The sequence below is a fragment of the Actibacterium lipolyticum genome (genome assembly GCF_900184935.1).
Lineage (GTDB): Bacteria > Pseudomonadota > Alphaproteobacteria > Rhodobacterales > Rhodobacteraceae > Actibacterium_A > Actibacterium_A lipolyticum.
The window spans coordinates 151,045-166,909 of the sequence record NZ_FXYE01000001.1 but is presented as its reverse complement, the minus strand read 5'-3'; the positions used below and the strand labels follow the sequence as shown (position 1 = coordinate 166,909).

The window sequence follows — 15,865 nt, the reverse complement described above, 5'->3', positions numbered from 1 at the left end:
GACGATTATCCTTTAACCTCGATACCCATCGAACGGGCAGAACCAAGGATGATCTGCATCGCGGCTTCGATATCGTTTGCGTTCAGGTCTTTCATCTTGGCTTCGGCGATTTCTTTCACCTGAGCAGCAGATACAGAACCAACAACATCACGACCGGGATTGTTTGCGCCGGACTTAACCTTTGCAGCCTTCCGAAGGAAATAAGACGCCGGAGGTGTCTTGATGTCCATCGTGAACGATTTGTCTTGGTAGTAGGTGATCACGGTTGGGCACGGCGCACCGGGCTCCAGATCCTGTGTCTTAGCGTTAAACGCCTTACAGAATTCCATGATGTTAATACCACGCTGACCAAGCGCCGGACCCACGGGGGGGGACGGGTTTGCTTGACCTGCTGGCACTTGCAGTTTCATCGTGCCTGCGAGCTTCTTGGCCATTTGGCCTCTCCTTCATATCACCACGCCGTTCCCACGCGAGGGCGGCGCTTCGGTTTAGTGGTTCGGATTACGGGCGCGCCCGGTCACCTCCCACGTGCAGCACTCAGACTTCTTTCGAAACCTGCGTGAATTCCAGTTCAACCGGGGTTGCCCGGCCAAAGATCGAAACGGTCACTTTCAGACGCTGATTTTCGTCATCAACTTCTTCGACCATACCAGCGAAGCCTTCGAACGGCCCGTCGGTTACATTAACTTGTTCGCCGATCTCGAAGATGATCAACGAGCGTGGCGCAGCCTCGCCTTCCTCAACACGGTTGAGGATCGCGTTCACTTCGTCGTCGCGCATCGGCATCGGGCGGCCTTGCGGGCCCAAGAAACCAGTCACGCGGTTGATCGAGTTGATAAGGTGATAGCCCTGATCGCTCATCTCCATGCGCACCAGCACATAGCCGGGCATGAAACGCCGCTCTGCCGTCACCTTCTTGCCCCGGCGCACTTCGATCACCTCTTCGGTGGGCACCAGCACTTCTTCGATCTGATCTTCAAGACCCTTCTCAGCAACGGCCGTCTTGATCTGCTCAGCGATCTTCTTTTCAAAGTTCGAGAGCACGCTCACCGAATACCACCGCTTCGCCATCTTGCCAGTTACCTCGCGTCTTTCGGCACTGCGGCCGAAACATTCAATAAAATCAAGCGGTCATCCCGCTAGCGACCTAAACAAAAAACAGCGCGCAACCCGAATCGATGCACGCCGGTTATTGAAGGTCTGCCCGCATTACCGGCCTAGCCCCAAATTTTCAAGAGCTTGTCGCTGAAAAAGCTTAGCCGAAAAAGCCCAGCACTGTGGCCAGCCCCGTGCGGATCAACAAATCCACGATCGAGAACAAGATCGCCATTACGGCTGACAACGCAACAACCATCACGGTCGTCAACATCACCTCACGCCGAGTCGGCCACTCAACCTTAGAGATTTCAGACCTAGTCTGCTGAACGAACTGAAGTGGGTTAGCTTTCGCCATGTAACGTCTCGATCTTCCTGACAACGGCTGGGAGATACGCTTTCTAACCCGCGTTTACAAGGGACAGTTCACGCTAGCGCGATTGCCCCTTAAACAGATAGCTCTGCCCGCGCTTCAATTTACGAAAAACCGGTTGTTCTGGGAACGTGCCACGATAAGCGGCAGCTTGACGGCTTTCAGGGTCTCTCTGGGGCCTGAAAAGCTCCAGTACAAACCGAATTGAAACGAAGATGCTTGTGACGAGAAGGACAACAACACTGGCGACAAAAACCGCCAAAGCGAAATACGCTAGTATGGGAAACAACAGAATCCGACGAATCATGGTTCCTCGTGCCTTAATCTAAAATTTTATTCGTATAGGCTGAGTGTCTTACCAAGATGTGACGACAAAAAGGCCGTCTCTATAATAAGCATCAGCCCTAAAAAAATGGACTTGCTAAAAAAACGGTCTGGCAGGGGCGGAGGGACTCGAACCCACGACCCTCGGTTTTGGAGACCGATGCTCTACCAACTGAGCTACACCCCTAGGACCACGTTGCGAACTACGGCACAGCGCGCCTGAAATCAAGAGCACATTTCAGCCTTTCGTCTGGTTTTGCAAAAGTGCCGATGTTACAAAATCAAAATGTTCAGTTCAGTACCCCGCTCTTACAGCGTTTTCGATAAATCACCTTGGCGGCTTTTGCTGCCACGCGCCTTGGCCGACGCTAACCACGTCCCGACCATGTTGCGCGAAGAAGAACAGCAACTCTACTTCTGGCTAACGTCGCTTTGGGCGGAAGGCTCGGGCGCGATCGTCGATCTGGGTTGCTTTGTCGGCGGCTCCACGGCGCGCTTGGCGGCGGGGCATGCGGCAGCGGGATTAGCTTCGAAAATTCACGCCTTCGACCGCTTCACTTCGGACGAGCAGACCAAGAAAAAGCTGCTTTACCCGGCGGGCATCGAAGTTTTCAAAGGCCATGACACGCTGCCCTTGGCCACCGCGCTATTGGGGCGTTGGGCCGACCGCATTACCCTCCATCCCGGCGAAATCGAACATGCGGTATGGAACGAACCCATCGAACTGCTGGTGATGGATGCCTCCAAAACCGCAAGTTCCGCCGATAACATGGCCGAAATCTTCTTCCCGCACCTGATCGCGGGCCAGTCCCTGCTGGTTCAACAAGACCTGATGCACTGGAGCCAACCTTGGATCGCCGCGCAGATGGAACTGTTATCGGAGTATTTCACCCCGCTGGCGTTCTGCCGCGACAGTACCATCGTTTACGGCTGCACGAAGGTCCCGACCCTTAAGGCGCTAAAGGGCGCGCAAGTCGGTGGGCTTAGCGACGATGCGTTGATATCCCTGCTTGAGAAAGCAAAACACACGCTAAGCGCTTTCGTCGAGGCGCAACAGTTTGACGAAATGATCAAAGCAATCCGCGCCAACCCAAAGGAACGCACCGCTTGGCGGTTCCAACGGCCATAGACGCCGCTATGCCGAAGATCGCTTGAACGCCGCCGTCGCCACTCCCATCGCGATCAGCGCACTGCCCCCCAGCCGCGAAAACATCGCCAAGACGGAAGGGCGCGCGATGCGATGGCGCAGCCGGTCTGCCAAGATCGCATAGGCAAGCGCGTTGATCGCCGCCAATCCCACGAATGTCGCAACAAGCACCGAAAACTGCGGCAACAGCGGGGCCTTCGCGCTGATAAACTGCGGAACGAAGGCAATGAAAAACACGATGGACTTGGGGTTCAGCGCCGTTACGGCCGCCGCATGGCCAAACACGTTGGCGGGCGTCGTTTCTGCAACCTGCGCCAGTTCCCCAAGCGAGGCGTTAGGCGCGCTGCGAAACAGCTTTATGCCAAGATAGATCAGATAGACCGCGCCGACCCATTTCAACGCCGTGAACAGCGTCGCCGACGCAAGGACAACCGCGCCCAACCCGGCCAGCGAAGCCGTCATGGCAATCAAGTCACCAAGCGCCACCCCCGCAACGGTCGCAAGGGCCACACGCCGCCCTTGGCTTATTGCATAGCTTAGCACCAGCAAAACCGTTGGTCCGGGGATCAGCAAAAGCGCCATCGATGCCGCGACAAATGCAAGCCAGAGTTCGAATTCCATGCGGGTGCCCTTTCACAAACCAGTTCCGAAACAGCCAGCCACAGGAAACCAAAATCGTAAAGCGCCATCTTTGCCAACCGCGCCAAGCATCAGACAACAAAAAAGGCCGCCCCGAAGGACGGCCTTTCGAAAGTCATGCGACTAAGAATTAGTCGAGGATTTTGGATACGACGCCTGCGCCGACGGTACGACCGCCTTCACGGATAGCGAAACGCAGGCCATCTTCCATAGCGATTGGGGCGATCAGTTCGACTTCGAACTTCAGGTTGTCGCCTGGCATCACCATCTCGGTGCCTTCAGGAAGCGTAACCATGCCGGTCACGTCCGTCGTGCGGAAGTAGAACTGAGGACGATAGTTCGCGAAGAAAGGCGTGTGACGGCCACCTTCGTCTTTCGTCAGGATATAAGCCTCAGCTTCGAACTTGGTGTGCGGTGTAACCGAACCCGGCTTACACAGAACCTGACCACGCTCAACGCCTTCACGGTCAACACCACGCAGAAGCGCACCGATGTTGTCGCCAGCTTCACCACGGTCCAGCAGCTTGCGGAACATTTCAACGCCCGTACAGGTCGTTTTCGAAGTGTCTTTGATGCCAACGATTTCGATCTCGTCGCCAACATTGATCACGCCACGCTCAACACGGCCCGTAACAACAGTACCACGACCAGAGATCGAGAAGACGTCCTCGATCGGCATCAGGAACGGCAGGTCAACTGCACGTGCTGGGGTCGGGATGTATGTGTCGACAGCTTCCATCAGCTTTTTGATCGACTCTTCGCCGATCTCAGGATCGCGACCTTCCAGAGCGGCCAGAGCCGAACCAGGGATCACTGGAATGTCGTCGCCAGGGTAGTCGTAAGAAGTCAGAAGCTCGCGGATTTCCATCTCAACCAGCTCAAGAAGCTCTTCGTCGTCAACCTGATCAACTTTGTTCATGTAGACAACCATGTATGGGATGCCAACCTGGCGGCCCAACAGGATGTGCTCACGCGTTTGCGGCATAGGGCCGTCAGCAGCGTTAACAACCAGGATCGCGCCGTCCATCTGCGCAGCACCCGTGATCATGTTCTTAACATAGTCAGCGTGGCCCGGGCAGTCGACGTGCGCGTAGTGACGGGTTTCAGTCTCATACTCAACGTGAGCGGTAGAGATCGTGATACCACGTGCTTTTTCTTCGGGTGCGCCGTCGATCTGATCGTAGGCTTTGAAATCACCGTAGTACTTGGTGATCGCTGCGGTCAGCGTCGTCTTGCCGTGGTCAACGTGGCCAATCGTGCCAATGTTGACGTGCGGTTTGGTACGCTCAAACTTTTCCTTAGCCATTCCTCTGGCGCCTCATGGATTAGGGGGCCGGGAAAGGCCCGATTCAACAACGCGCGCTAATTATTGGCAGTTGGGAGAAAAATCAAGCGTCAGTTGCTTGTTTCAGGAAGCTGGGCAACGGATGTGCCTTCCAAAGCAGCCTCGGCATCGCTGGTTTCGGGTGCCTCAAGCTCTCCAAACCACTCTGCCCGGTTTTCAACCAACCAGCGTTCGATCAGACGCGCGGTGTTGAAAGACAGATTTTTCATCTGCTTTTCGCGCGATTGTGTCAGCCCAGAACCAAGCACGGTATCGCCCGACAGGCTTTCCAGCACCGTCAACTGTTTGGGCTTTTCGTTCAACTTGGCCTGCGCCGCGTCGTCCCAAATGTTTACCGTCACGACCAGCGCCGATTTGGGTGACAGAACGACCGGGATCCCCGGAACGGCAAGCGCGAATCCGTCGACCGACACGCCGAGGTGATACAGCTTGTCGCCCTCATAGCGGCCGAACCGCTGATCAATGGCCGACTTGATCGAAGCTTCCCATTCTTCCGGTTCCGCTTTGCGGGACGGCGGAATAAGCTGGGCGTTCTTGGCAACGACGATATTGAACCCAAGCGCGAAGTCACCCAACGGTTCGGGCGTTTCGGGGATGTCTTGGCTGGTCGTACAGCCCGCAACAATCGCGATGCCGGCGATGCAGACCACCAAACGAGCAAGCTTCAAAAACGGCTTCATGTCTTCCCCAATCCCTCGGACAGTACTTTTCAGACCTTAGTTGAAACGGTTATCCCGTGGAAACCCACGCGGAGCCATCCGCCCGGCGCTTGCGCGCTTTCCGGTCCATTCGGCCAGCTCGGTTTCCGTGCGGGTGCGTCCGGCAGGGTCTTTCCACGAAAGCCCCTCTTCCAGAGCAAAGGTGGTGGCATCGCTTAGCCCGCCATCTTTGTATTTCTGCAAACGCACGCCCTTGCCGCGCACCATTTCGGGTAGCTCATCGACTGCGAACACCAGAACCTTACGGTTCTCGCCCACGCACGCCACGCTATCGCCCACAACGGTTCTGCAAACCTTGGCCAGCACATCGCCGCGCACGTTCAGAACCTGTTTACCGGTCCGCGTTTGCGCAACGACATCGTCAGACGGAACGATAAACCCGTCGCCCGCGGACGAGGCCACAAGGAATTTCACGCCCGGCTTAAGAATGAACAGATCAACGATGTCGGATTCGTTTGGCAGATCGACCATCAGGCGCACAGGTTCACCCATGCCACGCCCACCAGGAAGCTGCGACGCGGACAGCGTATAGAAACGCCCGTTGGTCCCGAACATCAACAGCCGGTCGGTGGTCTCTGCATGGAAGACAAAGCGGCCTTCATCGCCATCTTTGAACTTCAACGCCGAATCCAGCGCCACGTGGCCCTTCATCGCGCGAATCCAGCCCATTTTGGAACAGACCACGGTGATCGGCTCCCGCTCGATCATGGCTTCCAGCGGCACCTCTTCAACCTCGGTCGCTTCTGCGAACTGGGTCCGGCGCGCGCCTTCGATCGTCTTTTTGCCGAACTTGGTGCGGGTTTCGCGAAGCTGGTCAGAAATGTTTGTCCACTGGACGTCTTCGTTTTCCAGCAGGTCTTCCAACGATGCGCGTTCTTCCATCAGCGCATCACGCTCGCGCAGCAGCTCCATCTCTTCCAGCTTGCGCAAGCTGCGCAGGCGCATGTTCAGGATCGCTTCGGCCTGAACCTCGGTCAGTTCACCTTCGCCATCGCCTAGGTCAAGCGGAGAGACATAACTGGCCTCGTCCGCGGCACGGCCACGTTCCAGCGACCAGTCTTCGCGCATCAACGCGGCCTTGGGGTCTTCGTCATAGCGGATGATATCAATCACCCGGTCAAGGTTGAGGAAGGCAATGATGAAACCTTCCAACACCTCGAGCCGGTGGTCGATCTTTTCCATCCGGTATTGCGACCGTCGGATCAGAACCTCGCGGCGGTGATCAAGGAACGCACGCAGCACTTCTTTCAGGCTGCAAACCTTCGGCGTGCGACCGTCGATCAGCACGTTCATGTTCAGGCTGAACCGAACCTCTAGGTCCGATTGGCGGAACAGGGTACCCATCAGCACCTCGGGGTCCACATTCTTGGTCCGCGGTTCGAACACCATGCGGATGTCTTCGGCGGATTCGTCACGGATATCGGCAAGGATCGGGATTTTCTTAAGCTGGATCAGCTCTGCGATCTTTTCGATCAGGCGGGACTTTGGCACCTGATAGGGAATTTCGGTCACGACAACCTGCCACTGACCACGGCCCAGATCTTCGACTTCCCATTTCGCGCGCAGGCGGAAGGACCCGCGCCCGGTGCGATAGGCTTCGATGATATTCTCTTTCGGCTCGACGATCACGCCGCCCGTCGGAAAGTCGGGGCCCGGAACATAGTCGATCAGCGTCTCATCCCGCGCGTTCGGGGATTTGATCAGATGCAGACAGGCATTGATCAGCTCTTCGATGTTGTGGGGTGCGATATTGGTCGCCATGCCCACCGCGATACCGGTGGAACCGTTGGCCAGAAGGTTAGGGAACGATGCAGGCAGAACCACCGGCTCGGTCAAACGACCATCATAGTTGTCGCGGAAATCGACAGCGTTTTCCGCCATCCCTTCCAGCAACGCCTCGGCAGCAGCGGTCATCCGTGCTTCTGTGTATCGGCTGGCGGCGGGGTTATCGCCATCGATGTTACCGAAATTCCCCTGACCATCGACCAGCGGGAAGCGCACGTTGAAATCCTGCGCCAGTCGCGCCATCGCGTCATAGATCGCGGCATCGCCATGCGGGTGGAAATCACCCATCGTGTCGCCGCTGATCTTGGCCGATTTCAGAAACCCACCGCCCGACGCAAGCCGCAGGCGGCTCATCGCGTAAAGGATTCGCCGGTGAACCGGCTTCAGACCATCGCGCGCATCTGGCAGGGCGCGGTCCATGATCGTGGACAGCGCATAAGTCAGATAGCGTTCACCAATGGCGCGGCGCAAAGGTTCGGAAGGGTCGGTTGGCCTATCAATAGGCTCGTCGGTCATATCGCTCATAGATCTGGTGATAGCCGCGCCAGATTGCCCCGGCAAGCAGACAAGAGCGGGGAACGAGGCTTTCTTTTTCCCTTATCGGGAACCGTCGGCGATCTTTAAACGTTAATTTGTTGATAATCGCACCACTTGGGGAAGTGACATGTTTCGTATGAGTTTCTGGCTGTGCGCCAGCCTGTTCGCAGTAATGAGTTTAACCGACAAGCCTGCAACATCCATGCAGGCGGCTAGCTTCGTCCCTACACCCGAAGCACCCCACGATGTGGTGTCGATTAAGGCAGAGCCGGTTCTTTTAGCTGACGCTTCCGCGGTGATCGCAAAAGAATCGGCCGACGCCGCAACGACGACCGACGCGTCGATTTCCAAAGTCAGCTTTGGCACAGCGCCGACAACCGGACTTGTTGAGGTTGTCAGCCGCGACGCGCCTCAGGGTTACACCTCCAAGACAGCGCCAACAGCTAAGGCCACTGCCCCGGCGTCCGACGGCCAGATTGTTGCAATCACTGGCAGCCGAGTGAACCTGCGCGCTGGCCCATCGACGAATGAATCGGTTGTTGGCCAACTGACACGCGGCACCAAGGCAGAGGTTGTTGGCCGCCCGGCAAACGGCTGGGTCGAACTGAAGGACCTAGAAACCGGCTTGCACGGCTTTATGGCTGAACGTTTCACCGCCCCCGCATCCTGAGCGATTGAAGCAAAGGCCGCGATACCCTAGCCTGCGACCAAACAAATAGGCTTGGGGCAGGCATTTGGCTGAAAAATCTATCCTAATTACCGGCTGTTCATCCGGTATCGGCTATGACGCTGCGCATGGCCTAAAGGCGCGCGGATGGCGCGTGTTCGCCACCTGCCGGAAAGAGCGCGACTGCGCCCGCCTTCGCAAAGAAGGCCTTGAAAGCTTTGTTCTAAACTATGCCGACGAAGCCAGCATCGAATCGGCCGTGGCCGAGGCTTTGTCGCGCACTGGCGGCACGTTGGACGCCATTTTCAACAATGGTGCCTATGCCTGCCCCGGCGCGATCGAAGATCTGCCGCGCGAGGCCTTGCGGGAAATCTTTGAAACGAACCTGTTCGGCTATCATGACCTTACCCGCCGGGTGATTCCGATCATGCGGGCACAAGGGCATGGGCGCATCATCAACTGCTCTTCCGTGTTAGGGCTGGTCGCGCTGAAATGGCGCGGGGCGTATAATTCGACCAAATTCGCGATGGAGGGGCTGACAGATACCCTTCGTCTTGAAATGCGCGACACTCCAATAGAGGTGATCCTGATCGAACCCGGCCCGGTGACGTCAAACATCCGGGTTAACTCCATCCCGCATTTCAGCAAATGGATCGACTGGAAAAACTCGCCGCGGGCCGAGCAATACAAAGCCACGCTGTTGAAACGCTTGTATGAAGACGGCGGCAAGGACACGTTCGAACTTCCCGCCAGCGCGGTCACGAAAAAGCTGGTTCACGCACTGGAAAGCCGCCGCCCCCACGCGCGTTATTTCGTGACGACGCCGACCTATGCGATGAACATCCTGCGGCGTATCCTGCCGACACGCCTGTTGGATTGGGTACTGGCCAAGGCATAGGCGCGACGAAATACCGGTTCGCTTTTATCAAACGGGCCGCTATGTCCCACACAGCAGATAAAGGAAACCGGTATGTTCAACGATCCGCTTTTCATCCTCGTCGCCGTGGCGTGCCTTGCCGTAGCAGGCATTTTGTTGCTGGGCATCGGTGGCTTTGCCAAGGGTGGCGATTTCAACAAAAAGCACGCCAACCGCGTGATGCGTTATCGCCTGATCGCGCAAGCCGTGGCAGTGGCGCTGATTTTGGCATTCGTATTCCTCCGCAGGATGGGTGGCTGATATGGTTGTCATCAACAAAATCTACACCAAAACCGGCGACGCAGGCGAAACCGCATTGGGCAACGGCGCGCGTGTTGCCAAACACTCCGCCCGGGTCAACGCCTATGGCACCGTTGATGAAACCAACGCGACGGTGGGTCTGGCCCGCCTTCACGCCGACGGGGAAATGGACGCCCGGCTTGCCGCCATCCAGAACGACCTTTTCGATCTGGGTGCCGACCTGTGCCGCCCCGACATGGAAAAAGACGCAGATGCCGAATATCCGCCCCTGCGCGTCACCTCCGCCCAAGTCGAACGGCTTGAAACCGAAATCGACGCGATGACCGACGCGCTTGAACCTCTGCGCAGCTTCATCTTGCCCGGCGGGTCTGCCTTGGCGGCACAGTTGCACCTTTGCCGCACGGTATCGCGCCGCGCCGAACGCCTGACGGTCGAGCTGGCCACCGCCGAAACCATCAACCCCGCTGCTGTGAAATATCTGAACCGCCTGTCGGATTGGTTCTTTGCCGCTGGCCGTGTGGCCAACAACAACGGCAAGGATGATGTGTTGTGGGTTCCGGGCGCAAATCGTTAACCGAAAGCATTCCCTTAGACGTTAGCGTTAGAACTGCCCCGCGAAACATCCGAAAAGAAAAGAACGCGGCGTCGAAAGAATGCTACGCGTCGATTTTGACCTGTTTTCCTGCGCCGGGACTCGCTAACAAACATCCAACGCTTGATTAATACCCAAGGAGAGACACGCAAATGAAGGTTCTTGTGCCTGTTAAGCGCGTGATCGACTATAACGTGAAGGTTCGTGTTAAGGCGGACGGAAGCGGTGTCGATCTTGCCAACGTGAAGATGTCGATGAACCCCTTTGATGAAATCGCGGTGGAAGAGGCTATTCGCCTGAAAGAAGCCGGCGTCGTAACGGAAATCGTGGCCGTTTCGATCGGGGTCAAGCAAGCGCAAGAAACCCTGCGCACCGCACTTGCCATGGGCGCTGACCGCGCCATTCTGGTGGTTGCCGCTGACGACGTTCACACCGACATCGAACCGCTGGCCGTTGCGAAAATCCTGAAAGGGATCGTCGACGAAGAGCAGCCAGGCCTTGTTCTGGCCGGTAAGCAAGCCATCGATAACGACATGAATGCGACCGGTCAGATGCTTTCCGCCCTTCTGGGTTGGAGCCAGGCCACATTCGCGTCCGAAGTTAAGGTCGAAGGCGACAGCGCGATCGTGACCCGCGAAGTTGACGGTGGTCTTCAGACCATCAAAGTGAAGATGCCTGCCATCGTCACTGTTGACCTTCGCCTGAACGAACCGCGCTATGCTTCGTTGCCGAACATCATGAAGGCGAAGAAAAAGCCGCTGGATGAAAAGACACCTGCCGACTACGGCGTGGATGTCACACCACGGCTTGAGGTTGTCAAAACCACAGAGCCAGAGGCCCGTCAGGCCGGTGAAATCGTTGGCTCGGTTGACGAGCTTGTGGCGAAACTTAAGGAAGCGGGGGCTGTATAATGGCTGTTCTTCTTCTTGCTGAAGTATCCGGCGGCGAACTGGCCGTTGACGCAACTGCAAAAGCACTGACCGCTGCGAAGGCACTGGGCGAAGTTACCGTTCTGTGCGCAAGCGCATCCTGCGGCGGCGCGGCAGAAGCTGCTGCCAAGCTGGACGGTGTTTCCAAAGTTCTGTGCGCAGACGACGCTGCCTATGGCAACGGTCTGGCTGAACCAATCGCTGATCTGATCGCATCGGTCGCTGGCGATTACGAACACTTCGTAGCCCCCGCCACCGCATCCGCGAAAAACATCATGCCACGCGTCGCTGCGCTGCTTGATTCCATGATCCTGTCCGACGTTTCGGGCGTGGTTGACGGCGCAACGTTCGAACGCCCGATCTATGCTGGTAACGCGATCCAGACGGTGAAAACCTCTGACGCGAAAAAGGTTCTGACGGTTCGCACCTCCACGTTTGACGCAGCTGGTGAAGGCGGTTCTGCCGCTGTTGAAACCATCGGCGCTGCGGGCAACCCCGGCCTGTCTGAATGGGTTGAAGACAAGGTTGCCGAAAGCGACCGCCCAGAACTGACATCCGCTGGCATCGTTGTATCCGGTGGCCGTGGCGTTGGTTCCGAAGACGACTTCGCGCTGATCGAAAAGCTGGCTGACAAGCTGGGCGCGGCCGTTGGCGCATCGCGTGCTGCCGTTGACTCGGGCTATGCCCCGAACGACTGGCAGGTTGGTCAGACCGGTAAAGTTGTTGCACCCGATCTTTATGTCGCTGTCGGCATCTCGGGCGCGATTCAGCACCTTGCAGGTATGAAAGACTCCAAGATCATCGTCGCGATCAACAAAGACGAAGAGGCACCAATCTTCCAGGTTGCTGATTACGGCTTGGTCGCCGACCTGTTCGACGCAGTGCCAGAGCTGATCGAAAAACTGTAATCCGGTATCGGATACAGTCCAAATTTTGGAAGGCCCGCCCAATCGGCGGGCCTTTTTCTTGGCCACCTGTCACGTGTCTTGCCGGTACGATTTCTTCCACATACGCTTGGCCCAGCGGGCAATTACCCGTCAGATCAGCGATATTGGATCCGTCATGTTAAAGCTTTTTGGCGACGAACTCTGGATAGTCGACGGCCCGGATGTCGACGCATTCGCCGGATTTCATTACCCCACCAGAATGGCCGTGATACGTCTTTCAGATGGCGGCCTGTTTGTATGGTCCCCGGTGCACCTGACAGATCAGCTTGCCGCCCAAATAGGCGCCCTTGGCCCCGTCCGGCACATCGTTGCACCCAATTCGCTGCATCACTTGTTTCTGCCCGAATGGGCGCAGGCCTATCCCGCCGCCGCGGTTCACGCCGCGCCGGGGTTGCGCAAGAAGCGCGCCGATATTTCCTTCGATGCTGACCTTGGGGATACCGCTGACCCTGATTGGGCCGGACAGATCGATCAGGTCGTCATGCAAGGCAACCGCATCACGACCGAAGTCGTTTTCTTTCACACAAAAAGCGGAACTGTGCTGTTCGCCGACCTGCTGCAACAGCTTCCCGCCAACTGGTTTTCCGGCTGGCGGGCTGTTATCGCGAAACTGGACCTTATGACCGGCGCCGAACCATCGGTGCCGCGCAAATTCCGGCTGGCATTTACCGACCGAAACACGGCGCGTCAGGCCGCAGGTCGGATTCTTGCGTGGCCCGCTCAGAAGGTTCTGATGGCCCACGGCACCCCGGTGGCACAAGATTGCCCTGCATTCCTTCGGCGCGCGTTTGGCTGGCTGCTGTAACGCCCCTTAGCCCATCAAGCGCGTCACCACGGGTACCAACGCCTGCGCGATTTCTTGATGGACCGCGGGGCCGGGTACTTCTGCAGCTGCGGGTTCATCCAACGGCGAAAAGACCTTTCCCATGGTGCCCTGCTGCAGGGACGCATCGCTTGCCCGAACATGCACAACTTCGGTGAAACACCCGTCCAATTCCGCCACCATATCTTCATCTATCCACAAAGGCTCTGGCCCAAGATCATCTTGGCCGCGAACTCCGCTAGTTAGGTTGGACAGCAACAAAAGCACGGTCTTTCCCTGCAATCGCTCGGCCAGCAAACGCATCCGCGCGACCCACGCTGATTTCAGCTCCGCTTCGACGACCCCGAACTTGTCGGGCGCCAACCGCTTTAGCGTCGTCAACATGTGCCGCGTAAAATTGAATTCGGTGAAATCCACCTCTCTGTACAAGGTTTTCATTGTTGGCGAGGCCCGCAAAAAACGATCGTTTCGGCGCGGGTGCACCGCGTACAACCTGTTCGACATATTCTGCGCGCCAAGCGCCTGAACGACCGTCACGCCCGCGTTGCCACACAGCTCCATGATCGTGTGGTCATTCACAAAGACATCTACGCCCGCGTTCACGCAGCCTAGGTTCACCGCCCTGATTCCGGACTGTTCTTCCAACAGCTGCGGGAACGGCCGTTCGATGAATTTGCCGTACGTTTCGGTGCCGCCTAACACAGCGCAGAAAGGCGCGACCGTCATGCGTTTCGGGCCCCGAAACAGCAGCTTTGATTTGCCGTATCGGCACGGAAAATAGTTAATGGCACTTGTGCCGGGATGTTCATACATTCTTCCACCCACCTTTTTTGATATCAACTCACCCATGTTCAGATTCCCTTGCGAACCTTTCCAAATGGCTAAGCTTGGCATTTGAGGTGAATTGATCAGGTCGTTCTGGCTTGCACCCGCAGCAATCCGGGGCATATGGTCGGCCCGTCAGGCTTAAGGGGCATCCGATGGATATCAAAACGGTGGGAGTTGTCGGCGCGGGGCAGATGGGCAACGGGATTGCCCATGTCATGGCCTTGGCCGGTTACGATGTTTTACTGAATGACATTTCAGAGGAAAGCCTGAACAAGGCGCTCTCTCTGATCGACAAGAACCTTGAGCGCCAAGTGTCGCGTGAAAAGATTTCGGAAGATGAGCGCGCGATTGCGCTTGGCCGGATTAAAACAACAACCGCCCTTCCCGACCTTGGCCCGACGGACCTGATCATCGAAGCCGCGACCGAACGTGAAACCGTCAAGGCCGCGATCTTCGAAGATCTGCTACCACACCTAAAACCCGAAACGATCCTGACGTCGAACACCTCGTCCATCTCGATCACGCGGCTTGCATCGCGCACTGATCGCCCTGAACGTTTCATGGGCTTTCACTTCATGAACCCGGTTCCAGTGATGCAATTGGTGGAACTGATCCGCGGTATCGCGACGGATGAGCCAACCTATAACGCCTGCCTGAAGGTCGTAGAGTCGCTTGGAAAAACCGCCGCCAGCGCCGAAGATTTTCCCGGCTTCATCGTTAACCGCATTCTGATGCCGATGATAAACGAGGCCGTCTATACGCTGTACGAAGGCGTGGGGTCCGTCAAATCAATCGACGAATCGATGAAACTGGGCGCGAACCATCCGATGGGTCCGCTGGAACTGGCAGATTTTATCGGGCTGGATACGTGCCTTGCGATCATGAACGTGTTGCATGACGGCTTGGCCGATACGAAATATCGCCCCTGCCCGCTGCTGACCAAATATGTTGAGGCTGGCTGGCTTGGCCGTAAATCCAAGCGCGGGTTCTACGACTATCGCGGTGACGCGCCCGTGCCGACCCGTTAACCGCCCTTCAGCGCAAGGGTCCGCTCACGCAGCCAGTTGACGAAACCACGCGGATTGCCTGCCCAGCCTTCGATTTCTGGGCGGTCAATCGGTTCGCCTACGACAGGTGCCTGTGGCCGGTTCAACGAATGAACAACTTCGTACAACAGCAGACCTTGGCGCAGGGTCGCGGATAGACGGTTCGCGATTTGGTAATAGCGCGAGTTTTGCCCGGGAAAGTAAATCGGCACGACCTTGGCACCTGAACGCTGGATCATCTTGGCGGTGAACGGGTTCCACTCGGCCTCGATCGCGGGGCCGAACATCGTTTCGGAACATGCGACAACACCTGATGGAAACAGGATGACAACGCCATCCGCATTCAGGTGATCCATCGCCCGCTTACGCATTTCCAGATTTTTCTTAAGCGCGTCCTCTTCGTGCAGGAACGGCACCGGGATCATGAATTCATCAATTTCCTGAACGCCTGTCAGCAAAGAACGCGTCAGGATTTTGTAGTCAGTCCGCACCCGGCCAACCAATTCCGCCAGAACCATGCCATCAACCAAACCATGTGGGTGGTTGGCCACAATCACAACTGGCCCCTCGGCCGGAATGTTGGAAATTTGATCGGAGGGCGTTTCAAGCGAGATGCCCATTACGCCAAGCGCTTGTTGCCAAAACGCCTGACCGTGTGGGGCGCCCATTGCCTCGAACCGACGGATCAGACGCAACAGGCGAATCTTGCCCGTTGTCCATTCCATCACCCGGATCGTGTTTGCCTTCCACGGGTTGGTAAAAGTGTTCGCATAAGACAGGCGGCCCTTTTCATAGGGCTGTTCAGCCAGCGACGGGCCGTCAGAATCAGTTGCATCAACTGACATCGTCTTATGCTGATAGCTTTCAACCAAGGGGCGTGGTTCTCCTTGCT

The 15,865-nt window shown here is 56.9% G+C and carries 18 protein-coding genes and 1 tRNA gene; 9 read left to right on the top strand and 10 right to left on the bottom strand.

Going from position 1 to position 15,865, the window contains the following annotated elements; translation table 11 throughout:
* Positions 1-5 precede the first annotated feature (5 nt).
* The 4 genes from rplK to COL8621_RS00825 all read right to left on the bottom strand — a co-directional run bounded on the left by rplK (position 6) and on the right by COL8621_RS00825 (position 1,979).
* Positions 6-434 (bottom strand): 50S ribosomal protein L11, encoded by a 429-nt coding sequence (gene rplK / locus COL8621_RS00845; protein ID WP_093965364.1) that lies wholly within the window; start codon positions 432-434, stop codon positions 6-8.
* 103 nt (positions 435-537) lie between these two features.
* Positions 538-1,071: a transcription termination/antitermination protein NusG gene (nusG, locus tag COL8621_RS00840; RefSeq protein ID WP_093965362.1), complete on the bottom strand. Its 534-nt coding sequence runs from the start codon at positions 1,069-1,071 to the stop codon at positions 538-540.
* A 184-nt stretch (positions 1,072-1,255) separates the two neighbouring features.
* Entirely contained in the window at positions 1,256-1,453 is a 198-nt protein-coding gene (gene secE, locus COL8621_RS00835; RefSeq protein WP_093965359.1) for a preprotein translocase subunit SecE, read from the bottom strand.
* 450 nt (positions 1,454-1,903) lie between these two features.
* Positions 1,904-1,979 (bottom strand) — tRNA-Trp (locus tag COL8621_RS00825).
* Positions 1,980-2,078: 99 nt separating this feature from the next.
* On the opposite strand from COL8621_RS00825, the gene COL8621_RS00820 reads away from it, so the two are divergent.
* Positions 2,079-2,921, top strand: coding sequence for a hypothetical protein (locus COL8621_RS00820; protein ID WP_093965355.1), 843 nt, complete (start codon positions 2,079-2,081; stop codon positions 2,919-2,921).
* Positions 2,922-2,927: 6 nt separating this feature from the next.
* Here the strand turns inward: COL8621_RS00820 and COL8621_RS00815 are convergent, their stop codons facing one another.
* The 4 genes from COL8621_RS00815 to COL8621_RS00800 all read right to left on the bottom strand — a co-directional run bounded on the left by COL8621_RS00815 (position 2,928) and on the right by COL8621_RS00800 (position 7,952).
* Positions 2,928-3,560, bottom strand: a complete 633-nt coding sequence (locus COL8621_RS00815; protein WP_093965353.1) for a LysE family translocator — start codon at positions 3,558-3,560, stop codon at positions 2,928-2,930.
* 148 nt (positions 3,561-3,708) lie between these two features.
* A complete protein-coding gene (gene tuf / locus COL8621_RS00810; protein ID WP_093965351.1) occupies positions 3,709-4,884 on the bottom strand; it encodes an elongation factor Tu in 1,176 nt (391 codons plus the stop codon).
* A gap of 89 nt (positions 4,885-4,973) precedes the next feature.
* Entirely contained in the window at positions 4,974-5,603 is a 630-nt protein-coding gene (locus tag COL8621_RS00805; protein WP_235823672.1) for a hypothetical protein, read from the bottom strand.
* Between the two features lie 36 nt (positions 5,604-5,639).
* Positions 5,640-7,952: a DNA topoisomerase IV subunit A gene (locus tag COL8621_RS00800; protein ID WP_093965349.1), complete on the bottom strand. Its 2,313-nt coding sequence runs from the start codon at positions 7,950-7,952 to the stop codon at positions 5,640-5,642.
* A 139-nt stretch (positions 7,953-8,091) separates the two neighbouring features.
* Here COL8621_RS00800 and COL8621_RS00795 point away from each other — a divergent pair, with 139 nt between their 5' ends.
* From COL8621_RS00795 to COL8621_RS00765, 7 genes are all read left to right on the top strand, one after another.
* Complete coding sequence (locus COL8621_RS00795; protein ID WP_093965347.1) at positions 8,092-8,634, top strand: SH3 domain-containing protein; 543 nt, start codon at positions 8,092-8,094, stop codon at positions 8,632-8,634.
* A gap of 64 nt (positions 8,635-8,698) precedes the next feature.
* Positions 8,699-9,529, top strand: a complete 831-nt coding sequence (locus COL8621_RS00790; protein WP_093965345.1) for an SDR family oxidoreductase — start codon at positions 8,699-8,701, stop codon at positions 9,527-9,529.
* Between the two features lie 72 nt (positions 9,530-9,601).
* A complete protein-coding gene (locus COL8621_RS00785) occupies positions 9,602-9,808 on the top strand; it encodes a twin transmembrane helix small protein (RefSeq protein ID WP_093965343.1) in 207 nt (68 codons plus the stop codon).
* A gap of 1 nt (position 9,809) precedes the next feature.
* The gene (locus tag COL8621_RS00780) at positions 9,810-10,382 is read left to right on the top strand and encodes a cob(I)yrinic acid a,c-diamide adenosyltransferase (RefSeq protein ID WP_093965340.1); all 573 of its coding nucleotides are present in this window, start codon (positions 9,810-9,812) and stop codon (positions 10,380-10,382) included.
* 170 nt (positions 10,383-10,552) lie between these two features.
* Positions 10,553-11,311, top strand: a complete 759-nt coding sequence (locus COL8621_RS00775) for an electron transfer flavoprotein subunit beta/FixA family protein (RefSeq protein WP_093965338.1) — start codon at positions 10,553-10,555, stop codon at positions 11,309-11,311.
* Positions 11,311-12,237: an electron transfer flavoprotein subunit alpha/FixB family protein gene (locus COL8621_RS00770; RefSeq protein WP_093965336.1), complete on the top strand. Its 927-nt coding sequence runs from the start codon at positions 11,311-11,313 to the stop codon at positions 12,235-12,237. The genes COL8621_RS00775 and COL8621_RS00770 overlap by 1 nt, the downstream gene beginning before the upstream one ends.
* 154 nt (positions 12,238-12,391) lie before the next feature.
* The gene (locus COL8621_RS00765; protein WP_093966850.1) at positions 12,392-13,081 is read left to right on the top strand and encodes a DUF4336 domain-containing protein; all 690 of its coding nucleotides are present in this window, start codon (positions 12,392-12,394) and stop codon (positions 13,079-13,081) included.
* A gap of 6 nt (positions 13,082-13,087) precedes the next feature.
* Here the strand turns inward: COL8621_RS00765 and COL8621_RS00760 are convergent, their stop codons facing one another.
* Positions 13,088-13,912, bottom strand: a complete 825-nt coding sequence (locus COL8621_RS00760) for a DUF6473 family protein (RefSeq protein WP_093965333.1) — start codon at positions 13,910-13,912, stop codon at positions 13,088-13,090.
* A 167-nt stretch (positions 13,913-14,079) separates the two neighbouring features.
* Here COL8621_RS00760 and COL8621_RS00755 point away from each other — a divergent pair, with 167 nt between their 5' ends.
* Positions 14,080-14,955, top strand: coding sequence for a 3-hydroxybutyryl-CoA dehydrogenase (locus COL8621_RS00755; protein ID WP_093965330.1), 876 nt, complete (start codon positions 14,080-14,082; stop codon positions 14,953-14,955).
* Here COL8621_RS00755 and COL8621_RS00750 read toward each other — a convergent pair.
* Positions 14,952-15,818 (bottom strand): lysophospholipid acyltransferase family protein, encoded by an 867-nt coding sequence (locus COL8621_RS00750; RefSeq protein WP_093966849.1) that lies wholly within the window; start codon positions 15,816-15,818, stop codon positions 14,952-14,954. The two genes, COL8621_RS00755 and COL8621_RS00750, sit on opposite strands and share 4 nt — an antisense overlap.
* Positions 15,819-15,865: the final 47 nt, after the last annotated feature.